The organism is Cricetibacter osteomyelitidis, assembly GCF_004340985.1.
Lineage (GTDB): Bacteria > Pseudomonadota > Gammaproteobacteria > Enterobacterales > Pasteurellaceae > Cricetibacter > Cricetibacter osteomyelitidis.
Genome location: NZ_SLYB01000011.1, coordinates 27,234 through 51,605, shown reverse-complemented (window position 1 = coordinate 51,605; position 24,372 = coordinate 27,234). Strand labels below are relative to the sequence as shown.

25 protein-coding genes and 1 pseudogene are annotated in these 24,372 nt (G+C 41.2%); 12 read left to right on the top strand and 14 right to left on the bottom strand.

Annotated elements, in window-relative coordinates:
- Nucleotides 1-292 precede the first annotated feature (292 nt).
- Entirely contained in the window at nt 293-1,219 is a 927-nt protein-coding gene (locus EDC44_RS13220; protein ID WP_424276103.1) for a sigma 54-interacting transcriptional regulator, read from the top strand.
- A 54-nt stretch (nt 1,220-1,273) separates the two neighbouring features.
- On the opposite strand, the gene cysK is transcribed toward EDC44_RS13220, so the two are convergent.
- Nucleotides 1,274-2,224 carry a cysteine synthase A gene (gene cysK / locus EDC44_RS06770; protein ID WP_131976671.1) on the bottom strand — a complete coding sequence of 317 codons (951 nt, stop codon included), beginning with the start codon at nt 2,222-2,224 and terminating at the stop codon, nt 1,274-1,276.
- A gap of 224 nt (nt 2,225-2,448) precedes the next feature.
- On the opposite strand from cysK, the gene EDC44_RS06765 reads away from it, so the two are divergent.
- On the top strand, nt 2,449-3,753 hold the full coding sequence (locus EDC44_RS06765) for a nucleobase:cation symporter-2 family protein (protein WP_131976669.1): 1,305 nt from the start codon (nt 2,449-2,451) through the stop codon (nt 3,751-3,753).
- Between the two features lie 304 nt (nt 3,754-4,057).
- Nucleotides 4,058-4,393 carry a zinc ribbon domain-containing protein YjdM gene (locus tag EDC44_RS06760; RefSeq protein WP_131976668.1) on the top strand — a complete coding sequence of 112 codons (336 nt, stop codon included), beginning with the start codon at nt 4,058-4,060 and terminating at the stop codon, nt 4,391-4,393.
- Nucleotides 4,394-4,454: 61 nt separating this feature from the next.
- On the opposite strand, the gene ndk is transcribed toward EDC44_RS06760, so the two are convergent.
- Entirely contained in the window at nt 4,455-4,874 is a 420-nt protein-coding gene (gene ndk / locus EDC44_RS06755; protein ID WP_131976666.1) for a nucleoside-diphosphate kinase, read from the bottom strand.
- Nucleotides 4,874-6,205, bottom strand: coding sequence for an aminopeptidase PepB (gene pepB / locus EDC44_RS06750; protein ID WP_481219194.1), 1,332 nt, complete (start codon nt 6,203-6,205; stop codon nt 4,874-4,876). The genes ndk and pepB overlap by 1 nt, the downstream gene beginning before the upstream one ends.
- Nucleotides 6,206-6,364: 159 nt before the next feature.
- Here pepB and trmB point away from each other — a divergent pair, with 159 nt between their 5' ends.
- Nucleotides 6,365-7,135 carry a tRNA (guanosine(46)-N7)-methyltransferase TrmB gene (trmB, locus tag EDC44_RS06745; protein ID WP_131976662.1) on the top strand — a complete coding sequence of 257 codons (771 nt, stop codon included), beginning with the start codon at nt 6,365-6,367 and terminating at the stop codon, nt 7,133-7,135.
- A 37-nt stretch (nt 7,136-7,172) separates the two neighbouring features.
- The gene (locus EDC44_RS06740; protein ID WP_131976660.1) at nt 7,173-7,514 is read left to right on the top strand and encodes a YggL family protein; all 342 of its coding nucleotides are present in this window, start codon (nt 7,173-7,175) and stop codon (nt 7,512-7,514) included.
- Between the two features lie 42 nt (nt 7,515-7,556).
- Here the strand turns inward: EDC44_RS06740 and EDC44_RS06735 are convergent, their stop codons facing one another.
- The 3 genes from EDC44_RS06735 to rph are packed head-to-tail and all read right to left on the bottom strand — an operon-like array spanning nt 7,557 to nt 9,647.
- Entirely contained in the window at nt 7,557-8,234 is a 678-nt protein-coding gene (locus EDC44_RS06735; protein WP_131976658.1) for a DUF8095 domain-containing protein, read from the bottom strand.
- Between the two features lie 45 nt (nt 8,235-8,279).
- Nucleotides 8,280-8,921: an orotate phosphoribosyltransferase gene (gene pyrE, locus EDC44_RS06730; RefSeq protein WP_131976656.1), complete on the bottom strand. Its 642-nt coding sequence runs from the start codon at nt 8,919-8,921 to the stop codon at nt 8,280-8,282.
- 12 nt (nt 8,922-8,933) lie between these two features.
- Entirely contained in the window at nt 8,934-9,647 is a 714-nt protein-coding gene (gene rph / locus EDC44_RS06725) for a ribonuclease PH (RefSeq protein ID WP_131976654.1), read from the bottom strand.
- Nucleotides 9,648-9,756: 109 nt separating this feature from the next.
- Between rph and EDC44_RS06720 the strand changes: the two genes are divergently transcribed.
- From EDC44_RS06720 to glnE, 4 genes are read left to right on the top strand one after another with little or no spacing between them, the layout of a single operon-like run.
- Nucleotides 9,757-10,620 (top strand): YicC/YloC family endoribonuclease, encoded by an 864-nt coding sequence (locus EDC44_RS06720; RefSeq protein ID WP_131976652.1) that lies wholly within the window; start codon nt 9,757-9,759, stop codon nt 10,618-10,620.
- Nucleotides 10,621-10,629: 9 nt separating this feature from the next.
- Complete coding sequence (ygfZ, locus tag EDC44_RS06715) at nt 10,630-11,571, top strand: tRNA-modifying protein YgfZ (RefSeq protein WP_131976650.1); 942 nt, start codon at nt 10,630-10,632, stop codon at nt 11,569-11,571.
- A gap of 1 nt (nt 11,572) precedes the next feature.
- Nucleotides 11,573-12,190, top strand: coding sequence for an HI_0552 family protein (locus tag EDC44_RS06710; protein ID WP_131976648.1), 618 nt, complete (start codon nt 11,573-11,575; stop codon nt 12,188-12,190).
- Nucleotides 12,191-12,195: 5 nt separating this feature from the next.
- Nucleotides 12,196-15,078, top strand: coding sequence for a bifunctional [glutamate--ammonia ligase]-adenylyl-L-tyrosine phosphorylase/[glutamate--ammonia-ligase] adenylyltransferase (gene glnE, locus EDC44_RS06705; protein WP_243647915.1), 2,883 nt, complete (start codon nt 12,196-12,198; stop codon nt 15,076-15,078).
- Between the two features lie 77 nt (nt 15,079-15,155).
- Here the strand turns inward: glnE and EDC44_RS06700 are convergent, their stop codons facing one another.
- The 3 genes and pseudogenes from EDC44_RS06700 to sfsA all read right to left on the bottom strand — a co-directional run bounded on the left by EDC44_RS06700 (nt 15,156) and on the right by sfsA (nt 16,998).
- A complete protein-coding gene (locus EDC44_RS06700; protein WP_131976645.1) occupies nt 15,156-15,764 on the bottom strand; it encodes a glutathione S-transferase N-terminal domain-containing protein in 609 nt (202 codons plus the stop codon).
- A pseudogene (locus tag EDC44_RS06695) lies at nt 15,761-16,038 on the bottom strand (alternative ribosome-rescue factor A). The gene EDC44_RS06700 and the pseudogene EDC44_RS06695 overlap by 4 nt, the downstream one beginning before the upstream one ends.
- 246 nt (nt 16,039-16,284) lie before the next feature.
- A complete protein-coding gene (gene sfsA, locus EDC44_RS06690; protein ID WP_131976643.1) occupies nt 16,285-16,998 on the bottom strand; it encodes a DNA/RNA nuclease SfsA in 714 nt (237 codons plus the stop codon).
- 222 nt (nt 16,999-17,220) lie between these two features.
- On the opposite strand from sfsA, the gene pntA reads away from it, so the two are divergent.
- Both pntA and pntB read left to right on the top strand, forming a co-directional pair.
- On the top strand, nt 17,221-18,759 hold the full coding sequence (gene pntA / locus EDC44_RS06685) for a Re/Si-specific NAD(P)(+) transhydrogenase subunit alpha (RefSeq protein WP_131976641.1): 1,539 nt from the start codon (nt 17,221-17,223) through the stop codon (nt 18,757-18,759).
- 10 nt (nt 18,760-18,769) lie between these two features.
- A complete protein-coding gene (gene pntB / locus EDC44_RS06680) occupies nt 18,770-20,167 on the top strand; it encodes a Re/Si-specific NAD(P)(+) transhydrogenase subunit beta (RefSeq protein WP_131976639.1) in 1,398 nt (465 codons plus the stop codon).
- A gap of 82 nt (nt 20,168-20,249) precedes the next feature.
- Here pntB and EDC44_RS06675 read toward each other — a convergent pair whose 3' ends face one another.
- Nucleotides 20,250-20,546, bottom strand: a complete 297-nt coding sequence (locus EDC44_RS06675) for a DUF5377 family protein (protein WP_131976637.1) — start codon at nt 20,544-20,546, stop codon at nt 20,250-20,252.
- A gap of 188 nt (nt 20,547-20,734) precedes the next feature.
- Here EDC44_RS06675 and metX point away from each other — a divergent pair, with 188 nt between their 5' ends.
- Nucleotides 20,735-21,814: a homoserine O-acetyltransferase MetX gene (metX, locus tag EDC44_RS06670; protein ID WP_131976635.1), complete on the top strand. Its 1,080-nt coding sequence runs from the start codon at nt 20,735-20,737 to the stop codon at nt 21,812-21,814.
- 66 nt (nt 21,815-21,880) lie between these two features.
- Here the strand turns inward: metX and fur are convergent, their stop codons facing one another.
- The 4 genes from fur to EDC44_RS06650 form a co-directional block, all read right to left on the bottom strand.
- On the bottom strand, nt 21,881-22,315 hold the full coding sequence (gene fur / locus EDC44_RS06665; RefSeq protein ID WP_131976633.1) for a ferric iron uptake transcriptional regulator: 435 nt from the start codon (nt 22,313-22,315) through the stop codon (nt 21,881-21,883).
- Nucleotides 22,316-22,415: 100 nt separating this feature from the next.
- Nucleotides 22,416-22,940, bottom strand: a complete 525-nt coding sequence (gene fldA / locus EDC44_RS06660; protein WP_131976631.1) for a flavodoxin FldA — start codon at nt 22,938-22,940, stop codon at nt 22,416-22,418.
- 1 nt (nt 22,941) lies between these two features.
- The gene (gene ybfE / locus EDC44_RS06655) at nt 22,942-23,229 is read right to left on the bottom strand and encodes a LexA regulated protein (protein ID WP_131976629.1); all 288 of its coding nucleotides are present in this window, start codon (nt 23,227-23,229) and stop codon (nt 22,942-22,944) included.
- A gap of 101 nt (nt 23,230-23,330) precedes the next feature.
- Nucleotides 23,331-24,260 carry an AEC family transporter gene (locus tag EDC44_RS06650; RefSeq protein WP_131976627.1) on the bottom strand — a complete coding sequence of 310 codons (930 nt, stop codon included), beginning with the start codon at nt 24,258-24,260 and terminating at the stop codon, nt 23,331-23,333.
- Nucleotides 24,261-24,372: the final 112 nt, after the last annotated feature.

Here is a 24,372-nt window from a genome sequence, read left to right as displayed (position 1 = left end):
AAAAAATCAAATCAAACAGCTGCATGGGCGTTTGTTATCCGAAATAATACCGCAATTGTCACATGAAAGCTGGTATCGTACTTTTTTACACAAAGCGCGCTTACCGGAATCCCAATCTCTCAAGCCTTTATCAAATTCCATTGAGATTGATGAAAAAATTTGGCGGATTGATTTGTTGCCTGTACATATTCATGAACAGGAGAACACTAAGGTTGTCGGTGCGGTAGTCATCATCGAATCCCATGATCAATTACGCATTGATTTACACCGTTTTAGTGCCAATCAAAGCCATGTGTTTGATGATGTGGTGGCGAAGAGTCCTAAAATGCAAATGTTATTGGAAAAAGCCAAAAAATTTGCATTGTTGGATGCGCCGTTATTGATTCAAGGGGAAACCGGAACGGGAAAAGAATTGCTGGCAAAAGCCTGTCATCATCTGAGTTTTCGCAGCGAAAATAAATTTATCGCAGTAAATTGTGCCGGCCTACCTGCTGAGAATGCCGAAAGTGAAATGTTTGGCTATTATGACGGCGAAAAGAAAAGCACCGGTTTTTTTGAATATGCCGATGGCGGAACGGTATTGTTAGACGGTATTAGCGAACTTTCTTTGGCATTGCAGGCAAAATTATTGCGATTTTTAAATGACGGCACATTTCGTCGCGTCGGTGAAGAGCAGGAAAATTATGCCAATGTGCGGGTTATTTGTACGACTCAAGGATTGTTACAAGATTATGTGGAACTGGGAAAAATTCGGGAAGATTTATTTCACCGCTTGAACGTATTAGCTCTCACTATTCCGCCGTTACGCGAACGGCGTGAGGATATTCCTGATTTAGTAGATTTATTTGTCAATCAAATTTGCCAACAATTACGCATTTCTCGACCGCACTTTAGTGCCCCGTTTTTGCAATATTTGATCAATTATCCTTGGTCCGGAAACGTACGCGAACTTTATAATGCGTTATATCGGGCTTGTTCTTTGGCAGAGCACGGTGAATTATCAATTGAAGGGCTTAATTTATTGGATAAAGAATTGACGATTTTGAATATCGAACAGTTTGGTGATGAAACGTTAGATGATATTATGCATCAATTTGAAGCGGCAGTATTGCGGAAATTCTTCGAGCAATATCCGAGTACGCGGAAATTAGCTACACGCTTAGGCGTATCACACACGGCGATTGCCAATAAATTGCGTCAATACGGCATTAGCAAATAAACAATATAAGCAAAGGGACATGATGATGTCCCTTTATATTTTTCGATTTGAAAATTAACCTTCAATGCCTTCGAATAATGCGGTACTTAAGTAACGTTCCGAGGCAGAAGGTAGAATTGCAACGATTAATTTATCTGCAAATTCAGGCAATTTAGCCAAACGCTCTGCTGCCGCAACTGCCGCACCGGATGAAATACCGGCTAAGATACCTTCTTCCGCCATTAAACGACGTGCGGTTGCCAATGCAGTGTTGCTGTCTACGGTTTCAACGCGATCGATTAATGTTAAGTCTAAGTTTTTGGGAATAAATCCTGCACCGATACCTTGGATTTTATGTGGGCCCGGTTTGATTTCTTCACCCGCTAAGGTTTGTGTAATTACCGAAGATTCTGCCGGTTCAACCGCTACGGAAAGAATTTGTTTACCGTGATCTTGTTTAATTGCACGGCTCACACCGGTAATTGTACCGCCTGTACCGACACCGGCAACCAATACATCAATTTTACCTTCGGTATCTCTCCAAATTTCTTGACCGGTGGTTTTTTGATGGATCTCCGGGTTTGCCGGATTTTCAAATTGTTTTAACATAACATAACGGTTCGGATCGGAAGCTACGATTTCTTCGGCTTTTGCAATCGCCCCTTTCATGCCTTTTATACCTTCGGTTAATACTAAATTCACTCCTAAACCGCGTAATAAACGTTTACGTTCTAAGCTCATCGTTTCCGGCATCGTTAAGGTGATTTTATAGCCGCGGGCTGCTGCTACGTAAGCTAATGCGATACCTGTATTGCCGCTGGTTGCATCCACAATTTCTTTACCTTTGGTTAAAGTGCCGTCTTTTTCCGCTTGCCATACCATGTTGGCACCAATACGGCATTTCACGCTAAAGCTCGGATTGCGAGACTCGATTTTTACTAATAAATTGCCGTTGCTGCCAAAGTTTTTTAAACGAACTAAAGGGGTATTACCGATGGTTAAAGAATTGTCTGCGTAAATTGTCATAATAAATCCTCTTATAGTGAATGTTTGTTTTCGTTTAGCATAGTTTTATCATAGGTTATTATAGTCAAAAAATAGTTATTTGTTCTATTTTATAACTAAAGACTATTTGTTCAGGTATTACTACAAAATTTTATGTTGAATGGTTGGTGAGTTTAACAAATTAGCGTATAATTTGCCCACTTTTTTGGCCTTCGGCTTTTTTATTTATTTTCTAAGGAAATCCAATGAATCATTTACTTTATTCGGTTGAAGATAAGCCGCCATTCGGGTTGAGTTTATTACTTGCCGCTCAACATTTGCTTGCCGCCTTAGGCGGTATCATTGCCGTGCCGTTAGTGATCGGTAACGTACTTAAATTACCGACGGAAGACACGATTATTTTAGTGAATGCCGCCTTATTAATTTCCGGTATTGTGACTATTGTGCAATGCCGTGGAGTAGGTCCTGTCGGTATTCGTTTGCCTAGTGTTATGGGAACCAGCTTTACATTCGTTGCCGCCGCACTTGCTATTGGTTTTAGCGAAGCGGGAGTGGCAGGTATTCTCGGTGCTTCATTAGTCGGTTCATTAGTGATGATTATCGGTAGCTTTTTTATGCCGTATATTCGTAAATTATTCCCGCCGGTAGTTACGGGAACCGTAGTTATGATGATCGGTTTAAGTCTGATTCCTGTGGCAGTGGACTGGTTTGCCGGCGGTCAACGCGGTGATGCTCACTATGCTACACCGGAAAATTTATTGATGGCGAGTTTTGTCTTAGTGATTGTGGTTGCCTTGGTACAATGGGGTAAAGGCATTTTCTCTGCGGCAGCTATTGTTATCGGTATGATGACAGGCTATGTCGTTGCACTTGCTTTGGGTTGGGTGAACTTTGACGGTGTGCATGCCGCCGAAGCATTTGCCTTGCCAAAACCGTTGCACTTCGGTTTAGAATTTCCGATATCTGGTATTATCGGCATGAGTATTGCTTATTTAGTAACGATTGTAGAATCCAGCGGTAACTTCTTAGCACTAGGGAATGCCACTAAAACGGAAATTACCGGTAAACATTTACGCGGTGGAGTATTGTGTGATGGTCTGGGCTCAGCATTAGCAGCATTAATGTCCACCACACCGTTCTCTTCGTTTTCACAAAATATCGGTGTGATTTCACTAACCGGTGTTGCCAGCCGTTATGTCGTTGCATTGACTGGTGCATTATTGGTTTTGGCCGGTTTATTCCCGGTATTCGGTGCCTTAATCGTTTCAATTCCATTGCCGGTGCTTGGCGGTGCGGGATTAATGATGTTTGCCATGATTATCGCAGCGGGTATTCAAATGCTGGATAACATCGAGCGTAGTAAACGAAACGGTTTGATTATTGCGATTTCTATCGGTTGCGGTTTGGCTGTAACAACCCGTCCGGAATTATTAGATAAACTACCGCACTTTTTCAAAGAAGTATTAGGTTCGGGAATTACCGTCGGATCTTTGTTGGCATTAATTCTAAATTTGATCTTGCCACAGGATAAAGTGGAAAGAACTGAATAAAAAATATTGAACCGAAATAAAAAAGAAGCCTACGGGAAGTAGGCTGGATAGGATAGGATAGGATTTATATATGATTTATTATTATATTAGAACAATTTCTGCCCAATCGTTCTAATTCCTCTCCATTCTATTGTAAATTTTTGTAAAGAAAAATTGCTTATAAGGAAAAACACCTTTTACTATTAGCAAATAAAATGATTAGACCAGTGAGTATTGTTATCTATTATTGAATAATATGGATTTTTTTATTTTTTATTAAAAATTTATAAATTGTTGTTTTTATATACCATTATAGGAGTGATTAATGGAAAGTATGCCAAAGTGCCCGCAATGCAGCGGTGAATATGTTTATCATGATTCTATCAATTTTGTTTGTCCGGATTGTGGTAATGAGTGGTCTGGTGACATTTCAAATGGAGTCGAAGAAGAAAAAGTATTCAAAGATGCCAACGGGAATGTATTACAAGACGGTGACTCTGTTATTTTAGTCAAAGATCTGAAAGTGAAAGGTTCGTCGATCGTGATTAAGAAAGGCACCAAGGTAAAAAACATCCGTTTAGTGGACGGCGATCATGATGTCGATTGCAAAATTAACGGACAAAGTTTTTCATTAAAATCAGAATTTTTGAAAAAAGCATAAATTTTTATAAAACCAACCGCACTTCATTTGGATGTAATCCTGTACGAAGTGCGGTTATTTTTTAGAAAATTTCGCTATCCACAAAGAAATAGGCAATTTCTCTTTCCGCAGAAGCAATACTATCCGAACCGTGAACGGAGTTTTGTGTTTTACCTACGGCAAAATCATGACGAATGCTACCGCACTTTGCCGTTTCCGGATTCGTCGTGCCGATTAACTCACGGTAATCTGCGATTGCATTTTCTTTTTCCAATACCGAAACTACAACCGGGGCAGACATCATATAGTCGCATAACGGGACAAAAAATTCTTTGCCTTTATGTTCCGCATAAAAACCTTCAGCTTGTGCTTGGTTTAATCGCAACATTTTAGTTGCCACGATCTTAAAACCGGCTTCTTCAAAACGATTAAGAATTTTTCCGATCAAATTACGTTGTGTTGCATCGGGTTTGATAATTGAAAGAGTGCGTTCGATCGCCATTATTCACCTGCCTTTTTTATTTTCTTTATTTTGGTTAATTTTGTTGCTTTAGTTAACAATAAATTTGCCAGAGTTTGTACGCCAATACCGGTCGCCCCCGTTGCCCATAAATCGCTTGGAGCTTTGCGGAATGTGGCGGAACAGTCGATATGCAGCCAATTTTGTTGATAATTTTCCACAAAGTGAGATAAAAATGCTGTTGCCGTACTTGCTCCGGCACTCACAGCTACCGAGCCGGTATTGCTAATATCTGCGAAAGACGAGCTGATTTGGGAACGGTGAAATTCTTCAAAAGGCAAACGCCAGAACGGTTCCTGTTCCGCTTTGGCGGATTGTAATAATTCGTTTACTAAATCGTCGTCCATTGATAGTACGGAATGATAGTCGTTACCTACCGCCACTTTTGCCGCCCCCGTCAAGGTTGCGCAGTCGATAATTAATTTTGCCTGATCTTTGCTCGCATCAATTAAACCGTCCGCCAGCACCAAACGCCCTTCTGCATCGGTATTTAACACTTCCACGGTTTTGCCGTTACGGTATTTAATAATATCGCCCAGTTTAAAGGCTCGACTGCTTACCATATTTTCTGCACAACATAAGTATAGTTTTACACGATATTTTAAACCGCGTGCAATGGCTAAACCCAATGCACCGGTAAGCAACGCGGCACCGCCCATATCGGAACGCATAGAATCCATGGCATTACTCGGTTTAATGCTGTAACCACCGGAATCAAAGGTAATTCCCTTGCCTATTAATGCCGCCAATATCGGTGCGTCAGGATTACCTGTCGGGTTAAAATCCAACTGTAACATGGCTGGTAAGTGTTGTGAGCCGCAACCTACCGTCCAAATGCCGTGATAACCGCGTTCACGCAGAGCCTCACGGGAAATAATCTCAAAACTTACCGCACTTTTATCACCAAACGCATTTTCAGCCTGTTCGCTGATAAATTGTGCCGCACGTCGAGCCAAGACTTCCGGAGTAATCACCTCAGCCGGTAAGTTAATGATTTCACGTACGAAATCGCCACATTGCAAGCGGGCAAACAATTCATCGGTGTCTTTACCTAATTCCGGAAATTCAATGTTTTCGTCTTGTTTTGCCGTGTAGAATCCTTGATAAAACGCCCAACATTGTTCTATATCCCAATTACCCGTAAGTTCTACATCTTTAATACCTTGTCCGCGTAATTTACGAGCTGCCTTTTGTACCGAAGTGCGGTCACTTTTCGCTTTAATATGTACGGTTGCTTTATCTTCGGCAAAACTCACTAACGCATTTTTTCCCCAAACTTTATTAGCCTGTTTAGTGGAAAGAATAATTTTCATTGACATAATTTGTCCTTGTTTATTTTCATAAATAATTCCTGCACTTTACGCAAAAAATTGAGAGGAATCAAGGGGATTTATCGACACTTTAAACTTTCCTCCAAAACCCGTATAATTCCGCACTGAATTTCATTACAACGGACTTATAAACAAATCAAAATGTCATCAAATAATCAAATTGAACAAGGAAGTTTTGCCGATGGTAAACGTAAAGTTGTAGAGACGGCGGAGTTTACGGCGGATGGACGTTATAAACGTAAGGTGCGGAGTTTTGTGCTGCGTACAGGGCGGTTGAGCGAATTTCAGAAAAAAGCGATGAATGATAATTGGCATTTGTATGGTTTAGATCATCAAATGCAACCTTATGATTTTAAAACGATCTTTGGTAATGATAATTCGGTGGTGTTGGAAATCGGCTTCGGTATGGGGAAATCGCTGGTGGAAATGGCGGAGCAAAATCCTGATCGCAATTATCTCGGTATTGAAGTGCATACGCCCGGAGTCGGGGCTTGTATTGCCTATGCCAAAGAAAAAAATGTGCGGAATTTACGCGTGATTTGTCACGATGCCACGGAAATTTTGCGCGATTGTATTGCCGATGGCTCCCTTGGCGGGTTGCAATTATTTTTCCCTGATCCTTGGCATAAAGCAAAACATCATAAACGCCGGATCGTACAACCGCAATTTGTAGAAAGCGTGGCGAAAAAATTAGCCTGCGGCGGATTTATTCATATGGCCACAGATTGGGAAAATTATGCCGAACAAATGTTAGATGTGTTACAATCTACTGCAAGTGCGGTGGGAATTTACAATACTTCCGCAACCAACGATTATATCCCCCGCCCGGATTTTCGTCCGCTTACCAAATTTGAGCAACGGGGACACCGTTTAGGTCATGGCGTGTGGGATTTGTATTTTGTCAAAAATTAGTTATCATTCAATGGATTATCACTCAAAGGAGAATATTATGGCAACGCAACGTAATCAAAGACAACGTAAAAAAATGCACTTGGGTGAATTCCAAGAACTCGGTTTTTTAGTGAACTGGCAATTTGCTGAAGGCACTGATATTGAACAAGTAGATACTGCGGTTGATCGCTTTATTGCTGAAGTAATCCATCCGAACGGTTTAGCTTACGAAGGCAGCGGCTATTTACACTGGGAAGGCTTAGTATGCTTGGAAAAAATCGGAAAATGCGATGAAAGCCACCGTGAATTAGTAAAAAACTGGTTAGAATCTAACGGCTTACAACAAATCGAAATTAGCGAGTTGTTTGATATTTGGTGGGATTATCCGGTTAAAGGATAAAATAAATGCGAAATGCGGTGATTTATTCACCGCATTTGTGTTTTATCGGCAAACAATATTTGTCAAAACACTGATTTTTTCAAATAAATTGGATTCTGCTAATTTTTGTCCATTGCTTTGTTCTTGAGCTTGTATTTGTGCCAGTATTTTTGGATCTGAGACTGTGAAGTCCGGACGATAAGATAGCCCTGTGGGTTGACTGTTTTTACTTATTTTTGCACTAATAAAGCTAGTATAATAATTAGTGAAATCAAGATAATAATTTGTCGCTATATTTAACTGAATACCATTTTGGGATTTAAAATCCGAACACAAACTATTTTTGGCAATATACTGGGCATGAGCTAAACGACCTTTGCCGAATTCATAGAAATTAAATATTTTAGCTTTAGCTAATTTTTGCATATCTTCGATGTTATGAGGGTTTAATGAGGCTTGGTTTTTTAAAAAAAGCGTATTCATCGCTTGTCCATTAGCATCAAAAATATAGTAAATATAGCCCAATATATCGCCATTAGATTTTATAGCACGACCTTGCACTGATTTTTTATCATTTGACCCATAAGCCGTTTCCATTTTTGTAAAAGATATGAATTTTACCGAACCATCAATATCTTTATAAGGACGCTCGATTTGATCTTCTCCGTTTAATCCTAATCCGGAGCAAGCCGTTAGAGCGAATGTTGCAGCTGTTATCATTATCGTATTTTTCAATTTCATTTATTTTCTCCTGTTGATTTACAATAGTGATGTTTTATAACAACGTTAAACCCCATACTGCTCGCGATAAGCCTTCATTGACGGTAAAAATTCCCGATAATTTTCATCATTTTCAATAAATTGCATTAAATCATCTAAGTCAATAATAGACAGTACGGTGCATTGATAATCCCGTTCCACTTCTTGAATGGCGGATAGTTCGCCTTTGCCGCGTTCTTTGCGGTTTAAGGCGATTAATACTGCACTTAAGCTAGCTTTATTGGCAGCGATTAAATCCATACTTTCACGAATAGCCGTGCCTGCGGTGATGACATCGTCCACCAAAAGCACTTTGCCTTGCAACGGACTGCCGATTAAATTGCCGCCTTCACCGTGATCTTTGGCTTCTTTGCGATTAAAGCAGACAGGTTTATCAATACCGTATTGGTTGAATAACGCCACAGAAGCCGTGGTGCCGATAGGAATACCTTTATACGCCGGGCCGAAAATGACATCAAAATCCACCGCACTTGCCTGAATCGCAGCCGCATAAAATTCTCCTAAACGAGCCAAATCTGCCCCGCTGTTGAATAATCCCGCATTAAAGAAATATGGGCTTTTTCGGCTGGATTTTAAAGTAAACTCACCAAATTTCAATACATTACGGCTTAATGCAAACTGAATAAATTGTTGTTTGTAGTTTTGCACTTGATACTCCGGTTATGCCAATGCTTTGCGTTGTTCTGCAAAAATCCGGTCGCAGCCTTGTTTCGCTAAATCCAATAATTGCAATAATTCATCGTGACTGAACGGTTCGCCTTCTGCAGTGCCTTGCACTTCGATCATTCTGCCGTCTTCTAACATAACCACATTCATATCGGTTTCGGCGGCAGAGTCTTCCACGTATTCCAAATCGCACACCGCTTCACCATTGACGATACCCACAGAAATTGCTGCCACTAAACCTTTTAACGGACTATTTTTTAATGTGCCGTTTGCTACTAAGCCGTTAATGGCATCGGTTAACGCCACACTGGCACCGGTGATGGAGGCGGTACGAGTGCCGCCGTCGGCTTGGATCACATCGCAATCTAGGGTGATAGTGCGTTCGCCAAGGGCTTCTAAGTTGATCATTGCTCGTAAAGAACGGGCGATAAGACGTTGGATTTCCATTGTGCGACCGCTTTGTTTGCCTTTTGCCGCTTCACGTTGCATTCTGCTATGGGTGGAACGTGGTAACATGCCGTATTCTGCAGTAACCCAACCTTGGTTTTGTCCTTTGAGAAAGCGGGGAACGGTTTCTTCTATGGTGGCGGTGCAAAGCACCTTAGTATCACCAAATTCCACAAGTACGGATCCTTCGGCGTGTTTGGTGTAGTTACGGGTGATTTTAATTGAGCGGGGTTGGTTTAATGCTCGGTTATTTGGTCGCATTGTCTCTCCTTTTGAAATTCTTAGATTAAAATTGGGGGATATTCTAGCACGCGGGGAAATTTATGGGTACAATGTTTTAATCTTAAGAATAATAAAAAGGAAAAACAAAATGATATACAGTATGACCGCTTTTGCCCGTCATGAAATCAAAAAAGATTGGGGCGATGCCGTTTGGGAAATTCGATCCGTTAATCAACGCTATTTAGAAAACTTCTTCCGCTTGCCGGAACAATTTCGCGGATTGGAAAATGCTTTGCGTGAAAAACTCCGCCAAAATCTTACCCGCGGTAAAATTGAATGTTCTTTACGCATCGACAGTAAAAAACAGACTGCCCAAGAATTGAATTTAAACAAAGAGTTAGCACAATCAGTGATTCAATCTCTGCAATGGCTTAAACAGCAAACAGGCGAAGGGGAAATCAATTTAACGGATGTGTTACGCTATCCTGGCGTGGTGGAAACGCCGGAGCAGGATTTGGATTTAATCAGCCAGGATTTACTGGCGGGATTTGACGAATTATTACAAGACTTTATCGCTATGCGTGCCCGCGAAGGGGAAAAATTACAGTCAGTGATTCAACAACGCCTGACCGCCATTGATGCAGAAGCAGTGAAAGTGCGGTCGTTTATGCCGGAAATTTTGCAATGGCAACGGGAAAAATTACAGCAACGTTTTGATGAAATCCAAATACAGGCGGATCCGACCCGTTTAGAACAAGAAATGGTATTACTTGCTCAACGTGTGGATGTGGCAGAGGAATTAGATCGCCTGCAAATGCACGTGAAAGAAACCAACGGCATTTTGAAAAAAGGCGGTGCGGTCGGGCGTAAACTGGACTTTATGATGCAAGAACTCAACCGCGAATCCAACACGTTGGCATCAAAATCGATTAACACCGATATCACCAATTCTGCCGTGGAATTGAAAGTGCTGATCGAACAAATGCGTGAACAAATTCAGAATTTGGAATAAGGAAAGGTTATGACAAGTTGTCAATATGCATTATTAACGCAAGAAAAATCATTGATTATCGCTGATCTGACGCAATATACCGTGATCGAAGCCTGCGGTGATGAGGCGGAAAAATATCTGCAAGGCCAGTTGACTTGTGATGTGGCTAAATTAGCGGTAGGCCATTCCACCTTAACGGCAAATTGCGATCCGAAAGGAAAAATGTTGTCTTTATTCCGCTTAATCCGTTTAAGCCCGACACAATTTTATTTATTAATACACAAAGATTTGTTGGCATTAGGTTTGGCGAATTTGAAAAAATATGCAGTTTTTTCCAAAATTACTTTTACGGAATTAAACGCTCAAATCGTTGGTATTGCCGGTGAACAGGCTCAAGATTTTGTCGCTCAAAAGTGCGGTCAGATTTCGGATAAAACTCAACCGGTTCTGCAAAATGAGATGCAAGTGCAACTCTATCTCGAAACCGCTCAACCGCGCTATATATTAATCAATCATCAAACGGAAACTATTGATTTTAATTCAGATTTCGCACAATGGGATTTATTGGATATTCAAGACGGCATGCCATTGCTTGCGGCAAAAACACAAAACGAATTTTTACCGCAAGCCTTGAATCTGCAATTATTGGAAACGGGGATTTCTTTCCAAAAAGGCTGTTATATCGGGCAGGAAATGGTGGCACGGGCGAAATATCGCGGAGCGAATAAACGGGCGATGTTCACCTTAGCCGGTAAAACCGACAGTCTGCCGGAAATCGGTTCCGAAGTGGAAATGCTGTTGGAAACCAACTGGCGGAAAACCGGTACCATTATAAGTGCGGTGAATTTTGACGGAAATTTATGGTTGCAAGTAGTGTTGAATAAAGATATCGAACCAAACACCCATTTCCGTTTGCCGAGCGATGAAAGCCGTTTATGCTTATACCCGCTGCCTTATACATTGGAAAACTAAAATGCTGACGGCAAAATCCTGCGAATTGTTTGATATTCCGTTTTTTCAGTTTTCCCAATTAAAAAAATACCAACCTGAAACCATTTTGCAAATCAAAGCGGATTACAAACAGGCGTGGAATGAGTGGAAAGCCTTAATTTTACAGGTTTCCCGTAATCTCGGCACGCCTTTTGCCGAACCGCATATTGAAAAATGGTGCAACGGATGGCAAGTGCGGGCACATTTTTTCGCTTATTTTAAATACGAATATCATAAAAATTCCGCGGCGATTTTGTCTGTTTTGCTTAACCGTCGCCGCTTGCAAGTTAGCTTAGACTGGCATTGTTATCGCGCAGATCGCTCGCAAATCAATGTGGATCAATATAATCAATGGCTGACGGATTTTGATTTTGCCGGATATACAAATTTCGATCTCTGGCGTGGCGACGACAGCGAATACGATGATTTCCAAACTGCCGAGCATTTCATTCAATCCGATCTTAATTTACGCACCGCCGATGATTTTTGGTGTATCGGCAAAAATCTGGAAAAAGACCAACTGGCACAAACCGATTGTGCGGAATTTATCACGCAGACTATTCGGGATTTGCTGCCGTTGTATGAAAAATGCCATCAGTAAATATTATGAATAATACAGAAACGCTTACCCATCTCACCGCACTTTTGGCAGAACAGCCTATTTCCACGGATTTATCCCAACATCCGCAAATTCCCCAAGCTATTTTAATGTCGGACTTTGTAACAAATGTTTGCAAAAAACAACCGCACTTTTTGGCAGAATGGGCGGTAAAGCCGATTCAATTTTCAGATTGCGGCAATTATGGTAGTCAGCTTAACGCGTTGTTGGCAGAAACTGAGGATGAAGAACAGCTTTATCGCGTGTTGCGGCAATTCCGCAATCGGGAAATGGCAAAATTATCTGTGTGTCAAACCCTGAATTTAGCGACGGTGGAGCAGATTTTTATCCGTTTATCGCAGTTGGCGGAAAGCCTGATTATTGGGGCAAGAGATTGGTTATATACCACACTTGCCACCGAAATCGGCACGCCGACCAATAACAAAGGCGAACCACAACCACTGTTGATTTTAGGAATGGGAAAATTGGGCGGCTTTGAGCTAAATTTTTCATCGGATATCGATTTGATTTTTGTTTACCCGGAAAACGGCGAAACCGCCGGTGCACGCCGCACGGTGGATAATGCCAAATTTTTCACTCGCTTGGGGCAGCGTTTGATTAATGCGTTAGATCAATTTACGCCCGACGGATTTGTGTATCGCACGGATATGCGGTTGCGACCTTTTGGTGATAACGGTGCATTGGCATTGAGTTTTAACGCAATGGAAACCTATTACCAAGAACAAGGACGGGATTGGGAACGGTATGCCATGATAAAAGGGCGGATTTTGGGCGAAAATCCCCATTGTCCGCATCAAAAATATCTCCGTCAGCTACTGCGGCCTTTTGTCTATCGCCGTTATATTGATTTCAGCGTGATTCAGTCTCTGCGGGAAATGAAAGGCAAAATCGAGCGGGAAGTGCGTCGTCGCGGATTGACGGATAATATTAAACTCGGTGCGGGCGGTATTCGGGAAATCGAATTTATCGTGCAAGTGTTTCAGTTGATCCGCGGTGGACGGGAAGTGCGTTTGCAGCAACATTCGCTATTAAAATTATTGCCGGTAATTGCAGAATTGGAATTGATCACACCGCAACAAAAAAACGATTTATTGCAGGCTTATTTATTCTTGCGCCGTACGGAAAATGTGTTGCAGGCCATTAATGACGAGCAAACCCAAACCCTACCGGAAGACGAATTAAATCGCAGCCGTTTAGTGTTGGCGACACAAACCTTTACTCAATGGGACGAACATCAACAAACAGTCACAGTGCATTATCCGATTCACGATTGGGCAGGTTTTTATATTGTATTGAATGAACACCACCGCAAAGTGCGGTCGGTTTTTGATACGCTTTTCGGAGATAAAGCGGAACAGGATGAAACGGAAGCCGAAAACGAATGGCAGGATTTTTTAGAGACGGATTTTGATACTGCCGAATTTGAGCAGATTCTGCAGGAAAATAACGTCAACAGACAGGATTTCGATGAAATCATCGAAAAATTGCAGTTATTTAAAACAGAAACCGGTCGTCGCCCGATTGGTATGCGCGGGCGTAAAATTTTATCACAATTAATCCCCTTGTTATTGCCGCAGATTTTTTTTTATAAAAACTACCGCACTTTATTGCCCCGCATTCTTAATATCATCGATAAAATTCTTACACGCACCACCTATTTAGAGCTATTGTTGGAAAATCCGCAAGCCTTAACCCAGTTGCTGCAACTGTGCGAAGAATCGCAAATGATCGCTGAACAAGTGGCTCGCCATCCGATTTTACTGGATGAATTATTAGATCCGAAATTGTTACGTAATCCACCGCTTGCTGATAGTTATCATACTGAATTACAACAATATTTATTACGGTTGCCACAAGATGACGAAGAGCAGTTTATTGATGCGTTACGCCAATTTAAACAGGCCTGTTTATTGCGTGTAGCTGCAGCGGATATTCTTGGCGTGTTGCCGGTGATGAAAGTGAGCGATCATCTCACCTTTCTGGCAGAAGCGATAATCAATGCGGTGGTGAATTTGGCGTGGCAGCAAATCACCGCCCGTCACGGCGTGCCGGATCATTTGGCGGAAAATGAAAGAAGCTTTTTAGTGGTGGGCTACGGCAAATTAGGCGGGGTGGAACTGGGTTATAAATCCGATTTGGATTTAGTGTTTTTATACGATGCTTTGCAAAACGGCCAAACTATTGGCGGTAAACGTCCCATTGATACGGTGCAGTTTTATTTACGGTTAGCCAAAAAAGTAATCAGCATTTTTAATATCAATACCAGTGCAGGGGTGTTGTATGAAGTGGATATGCGATTGCGACCGTCCGGCGAAGCGGGAATGTTAGTGAGTAGTTTGGCTGCTTTTGCGGATTATCAAAAAAATGAAGCCTGGACATGGGAAACACAAGCCTTGGTTCGGAGTCGCGCGGTATTTGGCGAAGCCGCGTTATGCAAACAATTCGAGCAAATCCGCCAAGCTACCTTGGCATTGCCGCGGGATCTGCAAAAACTCAAACAAGACGTACGGGAAATGCGGGAAAAAATGTATGAACATCTTGCAAGTACAGATGAAACCTTATTCAATATTAAAAAAGATCGTGGTGGTATTACAGATATTGAATTTATCGCCCAGTATTTAGTACTGGCCAACGCACCTCAATATCCGCAGTTGGCGAAGTGGTCGGATAATGTGCGAATTTTCGAGATAATGGCGCAAAGTGCGGTGATTTCTCACGAAATTTCAGAGAAGCTGAAAGCCGCTTATACCGGTTTACGCAATAAAATCCATCATTTGAATTTATTAGGCGAACCGTCCGTTGTGCCTGCAACGGAATTTGCCGATGAACGGGCGTTTGTTCAGAGAATTTGGAAGGAGTTGTTGGAATAAAGGATTTTTTCCCTCTTCCTCTGAATGAAGAATGCACTGTATTTTCTCCACCCTCTCTTGCAATCGGGCGAGGAATATTAACAAGGCTTCGTCGCCGAAAGTGCGGTATATTTTTCGTTCATTTTTTCTGCCCATTGTACTAATTCTGGTGCAATATCATTGAGTGAATAACCAATCACATTTTCACGAAACGCATACCAATCGATTAATGCTGTTAATGTAATCGTACCGATATTGAGATCCTCGCCGATTGTGGATAAACGTTCGGCTAAATAGCGGAAACTGCGTTGATTGCGTTCGATCAGTTGCTGATGACGGCTGTTCCACCATTCCGATTCCGGTCGCATCATGCGTTCCACTGCCATCGGCATTGTGTTTTCCATAATACCATCCACCAGAGAATGTAATCCTAGTGCCTTAAATTTGCTTTCATTTTGCGGGAAAAGCGTGCTATTTTCACCGATACTGTCGAGATATTCGGAAATCACCAAACTACCGAACAACCATTCTCCGTTTTGTAACTGCAATGCAGGAATACGACCAAGTGGGTTGTCTTGATTATGCGGTGCGTTAGGATCTGCCGCTTTGGTGTTTAACACTTCAATTTGTGATTGTAAATTGTGATGAACGATAGTCACCGAAACTTTACGCACAAAAGGACTCATTGTAGATGACCAGAGTTTCATAGTATTCTCCTTATTTGTGATGAAATTAGCGCAATAAAAAACCCGATTATTAAAATTCTAACACAGAACGTTGATAATCGGGCTTTTCAAAATAGTTGTTTGCGTGTTTGGCTTTACGTTGATAACTGCCTTTGCCTTTCAGTTTTTTCTCAATGCGTTGTCGGAACAGCGGATCCCGCACCAGTGCAAATAATGCATTATCGCGGATTGTACCTTTATTGTGTTCATATACCGGCGTATTTTGCACAGTTTGAACCTGTTTTTTCTTTTCCATAAATATTTCCTTTGTTATGGTGGTTTAAAAGTTGAGCTATTTTATATAAAAAACGTAAACTTTCAAGCTATTTGATTAAGTAGCGGATTTTATGATGTGTTAAAAAAGAAAAGACGGCTCTTTGTGGGGGAAAACCGTCTGAAAGTTGGAGTGATTATCTATTATTGTTTGAATGCTGCTAATGATAATAATTCTCAATTATAAATGCAAGCACTTTTTTACATTATTTGATAAATTTTTCATTGGTCAGATCAGCGGCACTGCATGGGTGAGCGAAAGTGCGGTAGGAATTCCGAGAGAAAATTCAAATTCGCAAGCATAACAATAGACTTCAACGCCTACGGTGATGGCTTCTTCGAGCAGTTTTGCATAAGCGGGATCGATATATTCCGCTACTTTAAAGCAATCGAAGCCGTTGTGTAATCCGGCGAAAAAAATGACCGCTCTTTTACCTTGTTGTTTTACGCTTATTAATTCACGTAAATGTTTTTGTCCGCGGGTCGTGACGGCATCGGGAAACATACCGATATTGTGTTTCAGCAATGTCACGGATTTCACTTCCACATAGCAATCCGGTAAGCCTTCACTTTTAAGTAAAAAGTCGATACGGCTGTTTTCTTCGCCGTATTTCACTTCCGGCAGAATTTCATCGTATTCCGCTAATTCTTTGATGATTCCATTTTGTAAGGCCTCAAAAGTAAGTTGATTGGAACGATGCGTGTTAATGCATACCAATTGGCCATTTTTCAGTTGTGTCAGCTCCCAAGAACAGGGATATTTTCGTGTTGTACTTTTGGAATCAGAATACCAAACGGTATCGCCTTGTTCACCGCAACCGGTCATTGCACCGGTATTGGCACAGTGAATAGTAAGCGTATCACCGTTAGGTTTGGTTACATCAGCCATAAAACGTTTATAACGGCGAATGAGTGTAGCGGATTGAAGTAGTGGTAATTGCATAAAATATTATCTCAAAAGCTAAAAAATTTTTAACAAAATTTTAAACGGAAAAGCAACCGCACTTCAACAGGTTATATGAATTAAATTAATTGTAAATTTCTGTAAAAATCCTTTTCAATTTTGAAGCAATAAATGGTAGAGTTACAAACAGTCATTTTTGATTTTGATTAAGGAGGGGATTGCGATCCCTAAATATAAACCAACCAATTTGAAGGAATCGTTATGCTTATTGGTGTACCTAGAGAGTTGCTGGATAATGAATCCCGTGTGGCTGCCACACCGAAAACTGTTCAGCAGATTTTAAAACTGGGTTTTGACGTGATCGTGGAACACGAGGCAGGTTTTAAAGCCAGTTTTGAAGATCAGGCATTTGTGGAAGCAGGTGCTAAAGTGGGTTCTGTACAAGATGTTTGGAATGCGGACATTATTTTTAAAGTGAACGCCCCGACCGATGCGGAGATTGCATTGATTAAAGAAGGTGCGACATTGGTCAGCTTTATTTGGCCGGCTCAGAATCCCGCTTTAATGGAAAAATTATCTGCCAAGAAGATCAATGTGTTAGCAATGGATGCCGTGCCGCGTATTTCTCGTGCTCAAGCCTTGGATGCCTTGAGTTCGATGGCGAATATTTCCGGTTATCGTGCGGTGATCGAAGCGGCAAATGCTTTCGGTAGCTTTTTTACCGGTCAAATTACCGCAGCGGGTAAAGTGCCGCCGGCGAAAGTGTTGGTAATCGGTGCGGGGGTGGCAGGTCTTGCTGCAATTGGTGCCGCTAACAGCCTTGGTGCGATTGTGCGTGCTTTTGACTCTCGCCCTGAAGTGAAAGAGCAAGTGAAAAGTATGGGCGCTGATTTCTTAGAAATTGATTTCCAAGAAGAAGGCGGTAGCGGTGACGGTTATGCGAAAGTGATGTCCGAAGAATTTAATCGTCGTGCAATGGCGCTTTATGCAGCACAAGCGAAAGAAGTGGATATTATTATTACTACCGCAGCGATTCCGGGTAAACCGGCTCCGCGTTTAATCACCAAAGAAATGGTGGACTCAATGAAACCGGGTTCTGTGGTTGTGGATTTGGCGGCATTAACCGGCGGTAACTGCGAATATACCAAACCGGGTGAAATTTTTGTTACGGATAATCAAGTCAAAATCATTGGTTATACTGACTTCCCGGCACGTTTACCGACCCAATCATCTCAATTATACGGTACTAACTTAGTCAACTTATTGAAATTATTAGCACCGAATAAAGACGGTCAAATCGATATTAATTTTGAAGATGTCGTATTACGCGGCGTGACCGTGGTAAAAGAAGGCGAAGTGACTTGGCCGGCTCCGCCGATTCAGGTTTCAGCTCAACCGAAACAAGCAGCGAAAGCGGAAAGTGCGGTGAAAAAAGAAGAAAAATCAATGGATCCGAAAGTGAAATACGGTGCAATGGGTATTGCAGCCTTATTATTCTTATGGATCGTTTCAGCCGCTCCGGCATCTTTCCTTTCCCTATTTACGGTATTCGTGCTTTCCTGCGTGGTAGGTTACTATGTGGTATGGAATGTAAGCCATGCCTTGCATACGCCGTTAATGGCGGTAACCAATGCGATTTCCGGTATTATTATCGTGGGTGCATTAGTGCAGATTGCAAAACCAACCGGTAACTTATTTATCGATTTGTTGGCGTTTATTGCGGTTTTAGTGGCAAGTATCAACATCTTTGGCGGCTTTAAAGTCACTCAAAGAATGCTCGCAATGTTCAGAAAAGGTTAAGGAGAGAAAAATGTCTGAAGGTTTAGTTCAAGCATCATACATTGTTGCAGCAGTCCTCTTTATTATGAGCCTTGCGGGTCTGTCTAAACACGAAACGGCGAAAGCTGGTTGCTGGTTCGGTATCGTGGGGATGACCATTGCGTTAATCGCAACAATTTTCGGACCGGAATCCGACGGTACACTGTGGATCATTATTGCTATGATTATCGGCGGCGCGTTAGGTATTCAACGTGCATTAAAAGTTGAAATGACCGAAATGCCGGAATTGGTGGCAATTTTACACAGTTTCGTTGGTTTGGCAGCGGTATTGGTGGGGTTCAACAGCTTTGGTTTGCACCATATCGATCCGACCGTAAGCGAAGCGGAACAGGCGGTATTGAATAATATCCACAACGTTGAAGTGTTTTTAGGGATTTTTATCGGTGCGGTGACATTCACCGGCTCTATCGTAGCATTCGGTAAATTACGCGGTATTATTAATTCAAAAGCCTTGATGTTACCACATCGCCATAAATTGAATCTAGCGGCATTAGTGATTTCAGCATTATTTATGATCGGTTTTGTGAACGGCGACGGTCACAGCGTATTCCCATTAATTGTGATGACAGCGATTGCATTGGCATTCGGTTGGCATTTAGTTGCCTCCATCGGTGGTGCAGATATGCCGGTTGTGGTTTCAATGTTGAACTCTTATTCCGGTTGGGCAGCGGCGGCGGCAGGCTTTATGTTGAATAACTCATTGCTTATTGTAACCGGTGCTTTAGTCGGTTCATCCGGTGCGATTTTGTCTTACATTATGTGTAAAGCCATGAACCGTTCATTTATCAGTGTAATTGCCGGCGGTTTCGGTAATGATGTGCAGGCAGGCGGCGAGCAGGATTACGGCGAACACCGTGAAACTTCCGCAGAAGAAACCGCGGAGATGTTGAAAAATGCAAGCTCTGTAATCATCACACCGGGATACGGTATGGCTGTGGCCCAAGCACAATGTCCGGTAGCGGAAATCACACAAAAATTACGTGAACGCGGTGTGAATGTGCGTTTCGGTATTCATCCTGTAGCGGGTCGTTTACCGGGTCATATGAACGTGTTATTGGCAGAAGCGAAAGTGCCTTATGACATCGTGTTGGAAATGGATGAAATCAACGAAGATTTCGCTGATACCGATGTGGTATTGGTGATCGGGGCAAACGATACCGTAAATCCGGCCGCAATGGATGATCCATCCAGTCCAATCGCCGGTATGCCGGTGCTTGAAGTATGGAAAGCGGCAAACGTTGTGGTATTCAAACGCTCCATGGGCGTAGGTTACGCAGGCGTTCAAAACCCGTTATTCTTTAAAGAAAACACTTTAATGTTATTAGGTGATGCGAAAGAAAGCGTGGATAGCATTTTACGTGCATTATAAACAGTAAAATTAAGCTAAAATTAACCGCACTTTGTGAAAGCAAAGTGCGGCTTGTTTTTTTGGGAGATTTTAAGAATAAAAATTACTTGGTAGCAGCACTTAGAGAGCCGATTTTAACTCCCATTAAACCAAGTGCAATAGGATCCAGATAATCACCGGCAAATTTGAAAAATTCTTTTAAATCGGTAAAAGATTGTTGCTGTTCAATTTTATCTTCCACTTTGCGGGTAAACACATAGCTGACTTGGTTGTCGTCTAGCAGTGCTTCAAAACTAATATAAGTGGTTTCAAATAAATGACTTTGAGCCCCTTCTTCGCCCGGATCGCTTAAACGCACAGTCCGGTTATTGCTGAAAAGAAGTTCGGTTTTGCCGCTCATAGTTGCTCCTGTTTGCTGTTAAATGTCTGTATTTTGAGTATTTTAACGATGAAAGCGGGTAAAATCCATCAAAATTGCGACACTCTTATTATTTAGCCGTCTAAACGGCTAAAATTTCTTGACAATAAGTTATACTAACGGTAGTTTATCATCTTACGAATCAGTTGTTTTATCGCTCGGAATATGTAATGACACAGGTACAAAAAGTTACGCTTTTTACAGACCAACCGCTCAAGCTTGTCTTCGGTGGTGAGTTATCGCATATTGATGTGGTGTATCAAACCTACGGTGTGCTAAATGCGAATAAAAGTAACGCAGTGTTGCTATGTCACGCCCTTACCGGTGATGCAGAGCCTTATTTTGCTCCGCCTTCGGAAAAGTCCGGTTGGTGGCAGTCTTTTATGGGTGATGGCTTGGCATTTGATACATCTAAATATTTCTTTGTTTGTTCCAATGTGTTGGGCGGTTGCAAAGGTACTACCGGTCCGGCTTCTATTAATCCGCAAACCCATAAACCTTATGGCAGCAGTTTTCCTGCGATTACCGTGCAAGATATTGTAAAGGTGCAAAAAGCCTTGATTGATTATTTGCAATTAACGCATTTGCAAGCAGTGGTAGGCGGTTCATTCGGCGGTATGCAGGCAACTCAATGGGCGATTGATTATCCGGAGTTTGTGAGCAATGTGGTGAATTTATGCTCATCATTATCGTTGAGTGCCGAAGGTATCGGTTTTAACCACGTGATGCGTCAAGCAATTGTCAATGATCCGAATTTCAATAATGGCGATTATTATGAGGGAGAACATCCCGACAAAGGTTTATCTATCGCCCGTATGTTGGGTATGCTGACTTATCGTACCGATGTGCAGTTAGCCAAAGCATTTGGTCGAGTGACAAAAAGCGAGAAGCAATATTGGGGTGATTATTTTCAGGTGGAATCTTATTTGAGCTATCAAGGCACGAAATTTTTAGGTCGTTTTGATGCCAACACCTATCTGCACTTATTGCGTGCGTTGGATCTGTATGATCCAAGCATCGGATTTTCCGATTTAAAGACCGCACTTTCTCGAATTAAGGCTCGCTATACACTGGTTTCAATCAGCAATGATCAATTATTTAAACTCATTGATTTAAGAAAAAGTAAGCAACAATTAGAGCAGGCAAGCGTAAATTTGGATTATCATGAATTTGCGTCGGATTATGGACATGATGCATTTTTAGTGGATTATGATCTGTTTGAGCGTGTGATTATGGATGGAATGCAATAAAGGGCGTAATAGACAAAAAAGTGGGTAACAATTACCCACTTTATTTTTTATTTATAGCAGCTTCAGTTATTTTTTTTCTTCACAATTAGCAATATCACTACATTTGCCATACATATATAAATTATGTGAAGCAAGTTCAATACCGTGCTCTTTACTGATTTCGCGTTGACGTTTTTCAATCACTTCATCGTTAAACTCAAACACTTTACCACAATCCACGCAGATAATATGATCGTGATGTTCTTGCGGGGCTAATTCAAAGACGGATTTATTGCCTTCAAAATTATGGCGAACCAAAATCCCCACTTCATCAAACTGGTTTAAAACGCGATAAACTGTCGCTAAACCAATTTCTTCACCTTGTTCAAGAAGTAACTTATAAATATCTTCTGCTGAAAAGTGTTGTAATTTATTTTGTTGCATTAATGCCAAAATGGTTAAGCGAGGTTCAGTCACTTTTAAGCCTACTTTTTTCAACAATTTGATATTTTGTTCAGACATATTGATTGCCCCTTTTTACTTTGCCGTAAAATTATTATCCTTACATATATTAAGGCTAATGATTCTCAATTTCAACAGATTTATGTTATAAAATATAAGATTAAGCCAATTCGCTTAAACACATTTCGTCGTAAACTTGGTTCACCCATTGTTTTACGCGTTCGGCCGTTAATTCCGGTTGACGATCTTCATCAATACATAAGCCGACGAAAGTATTATCGTCCACTAAGGCTTTGGATTCATCAAACGTATAACCTTCCGTTGGCCAATGACCCACAATAGTCGCACCGCGTGGTTCGATAATATCGCGTACCGTTCCCATAGCATCACAGAAGTATTCCGAATAATCTTCTTGGTCACCACAGCCGAAAATTGCCACTAATTTTTCAGAAAAATCAATATCTTCTAAAGTCGGGAAGAAATCATCCCAGTCGCATTGCGCTTCGCCGTAATACCAAGTCGGAATACCGATTAATAAGAAATTGTATGCTTCAATATCTTCTTTACTTGATTTTGCAATATCGCGAATATCAACTAATTCATTACCTAATTGTTTTTGAATCATTTTTGCGATATTTTCGGTATTACCGGTATCGCTGCCATAAAATACACCAACAATTGCCATATTATTTTCCTGTGCTCCGAATATTTAAGTAATCTTGTAAAATTGTTTCAATCAGTTCTGCTCGCCCGATATTTTGTAAGCTTGCTAATTCTTCTAATTGTTGAACTATATTTGTATGTAATTTTAGTTCTACCCGACGCAATCCGCTGGATTTATCCCGTTTAAGTTGGTTGCGTTTATTAATACGAATTTGCTGTTCCCGAGTTAACGGATTTGTTCTCGGTCGCCCGACTTTCGGTACATTGGTAAACAGATCTAAAGTGATACAATCCGCTTCTTGTTTTGCCATTATTTAAACCTTTTGGCGAGTCAAATGAGAATGATAAGCCCCTTTGAAATTTGGGCGAACTATAACATAAATTCAACAAAAAGAAAAACGATTAAAACCGATTATATTAATTGGTAAACCGCGATCACCAATGGCATTGTAATAATGCAAAGCACAGTTGTAACACCATAAATCGCACTGGCTTTATTCGCATCTTTTTTAAATAATAATGCCATTTGGGTCACTGTTGCCGCCGCCGGCGAAATAGTCGCTAAGAAACTGATCATCATGATTTTATCTGCATTCGCTACCCAATGAGTAAAATCCAACGGTTTGATTATCAGTAAAATACAGAACGGCACAATGATAAGACGCAGTAATGTCACCAAATAAACCCGCTTTGAACCTAATAACATTCGCATTGGAATCGAAGCCAATAGCATGCCGGCAATTAACATGGCATTCGGACCGATCATAATTCCGATTGCTGAAAATGTACCGGTGATCAAAGACGGTAATTTTATTTGTAAAATAAACAGGGATAATCCGATAATAATAGACAGAATATTGATATTCATCAGAATTTTTTTCAGTGACAATTCACTTTTACCACATAATAAAATTCGACAATGTGTCCAAAACAGAAAAATTTGCACCGCAATAAAACCACAAGCATAAATAACCCATTCAGGGCCGAAAAGTGCGGTTACTAAAGGAAAAATTAAATTACCGGAATTAGAATAAATGGTTGCGATATGTTCCACAGGATCAAGCTTTAACAGCTTTTTGAACAATCGTCCCAAAGCAAGCAAAATGATATGCAGAAATATCGCCATTGCAAAAGAGAGCAGTAATCCTTGTTTAATATCCGGTGTGTAACTGACCTGAAAGGCATTGATGATCACACAAGGACTGATAATATACAGCCCGATGATGGAAAGGGGATAGCTGTCCTTAGAAGCCAATAATTTTGCTTTTACCAAAGCAAAACCTGCCAACATCACTAAAGCAAGTTCGGCGACTTTTGCACCGAGCAAAAAGGCGAGATCCATAATTAACACGTAAAATAAAAAGTAAGTGCGGTTTATTTTATCAACAAATGCTGTAAATTTGCTATAATTCTATAAAACTTTTCAAAAAATAACCGCACTTTCAAGGATTTCT

Bases quoted from the DNA above. Each gene is read 5' to 3' on its own strand.
- cysK (WP_131976671.1), bottom strand. From the start codon at position 2,224: ATGACAATTTACGCAGACAATTCTTTAACCATCGGTAATACCCCTTTA.
- EDC44_RS06765 (WP_131976669.1), top strand. From the start codon at position 2,449: ATGAATCATTTACTTTATTCGGTTGAAGATAAGCCGCCATTCGGGTTG.
- EDC44_RS06760 (WP_131976668.1), top strand. From the start codon at position 4,058: ATGGAAAGTATGCCAAAGTGCCCGCAATGCAGCGGTGAATATGTTTAT.
- ndk (WP_131976666.1), bottom strand. From the start codon at position 4,874: ATGGCGATCGAACGCACTCTTTCAATTATCAAACCCGATGCAACACAA.
- pepB (WP_481219194.1), bottom strand. From the start codon at position 6,205: ATGAAAATTATTCTTTCCACTAAACAGGCTAATAAAGTTTGGGGAAAA.
- trmB (WP_131976662.1), top strand. From the start codon at position 6,365: ATGTCATCAAATAATCAAATTGAACAAGGAAGTTTTGCCGATGGTAAA.
- EDC44_RS06740 (WP_131976660.1), top strand. From the start codon at position 7,173: ATGGCAACGCAACGTAATCAAAGACAACGTAAAAAAATGCACTTGGGT.
- EDC44_RS06735 (WP_131976658.1), bottom strand. From the start codon at position 8,234: ATGAAATTGAAAAATACGATAATGATAACAGCTGCAACATTCGCTCTA.
- rph (WP_131976654.1), bottom strand. From the start codon at position 9,647: ATGCGACCAAATAACCGAGCATTAAACCAACCCCGCTCAATTAAAATC.
- EDC44_RS06720 (WP_131976652.1), top strand. From the start codon at position 9,757: ATGATATACAGTATGACCGCTTTTGCCCGTCATGAAATCAAAAAAGAT.
- ygfZ (WP_131976650.1), top strand. From the start codon at position 10,630: ATGACAAGTTGTCAATATGCATTATTAACGCAAGAAAAATCATTGATT.
- EDC44_RS06710 (WP_131976648.1), top strand. From the start codon at position 11,573: ATGCTGACGGCAAAATCCTGCGAATTGTTTGATATTCCGTTTTTTCAG.
- glnE (WP_243647915.1), top strand. From the start codon at position 12,196: ATGAATAATACAGAAACGCTTACCCATCTCACCGCACTTTTGGCAGAA.
- EDC44_RS06700 (WP_131976645.1), bottom strand. From the start codon at position 15,764: ATGAAACTCTGGTCATCTACAATGAGTCCTTTTGTGCGTAAAGTTTCG.
- sfsA (WP_131976643.1), bottom strand. From the start codon at position 16,998: ATGCAATTACCACTACTTCAATCCGCTACACTCATTCGCCGTTATAAA.
- pntA (WP_131976641.1), top strand. From the start codon at position 17,221: ATGCTTATTGGTGTACCTAGAGAGTTGCTGGATAATGAATCCCGTGTG.
- pntB (WP_131976639.1), top strand. From the start codon at position 18,770: ATGTCTGAAGGTTTAGTTCAAGCATCATACATTGTTGCAGCAGTCCTC.
- EDC44_RS06675 (WP_131976637.1), bottom strand. From the start codon at position 20,546: ATGAGCGGCAAAACCGAACTTCTTTTCAGCAATAACCGGACTGTGCGT.
- metX (WP_131976635.1), top strand. From the start codon at position 20,735: ATGACACAGGTACAAAAAGTTACGCTTTTTACAGACCAACCGCTCAAG.
- fur (WP_131976633.1), bottom strand. From the start codon at position 22,315: ATGTCTGAACAAAATATCAAATTGTTGAAAAAAGTAGGCTTAAAAGTG.
- fldA (WP_131976631.1), bottom strand. From the start codon at position 22,940: ATGGCAATTGTTGGTGTATTTTATGGCAGCGATACCGGTAATACCGAA.
- ybfE (WP_131976629.1), bottom strand. From the start codon at position 23,229: ATGGCAAAACAAGAAGCGGATTGTATCACTTTAGATCTGTTTACCAAT.
- EDC44_RS06650 (WP_131976627.1), bottom strand. From the start codon at position 24,260: ATGGATCTCGCCTTTTTGCTCGGTGCAAAAGTCGCCGAACTTGCTTTA.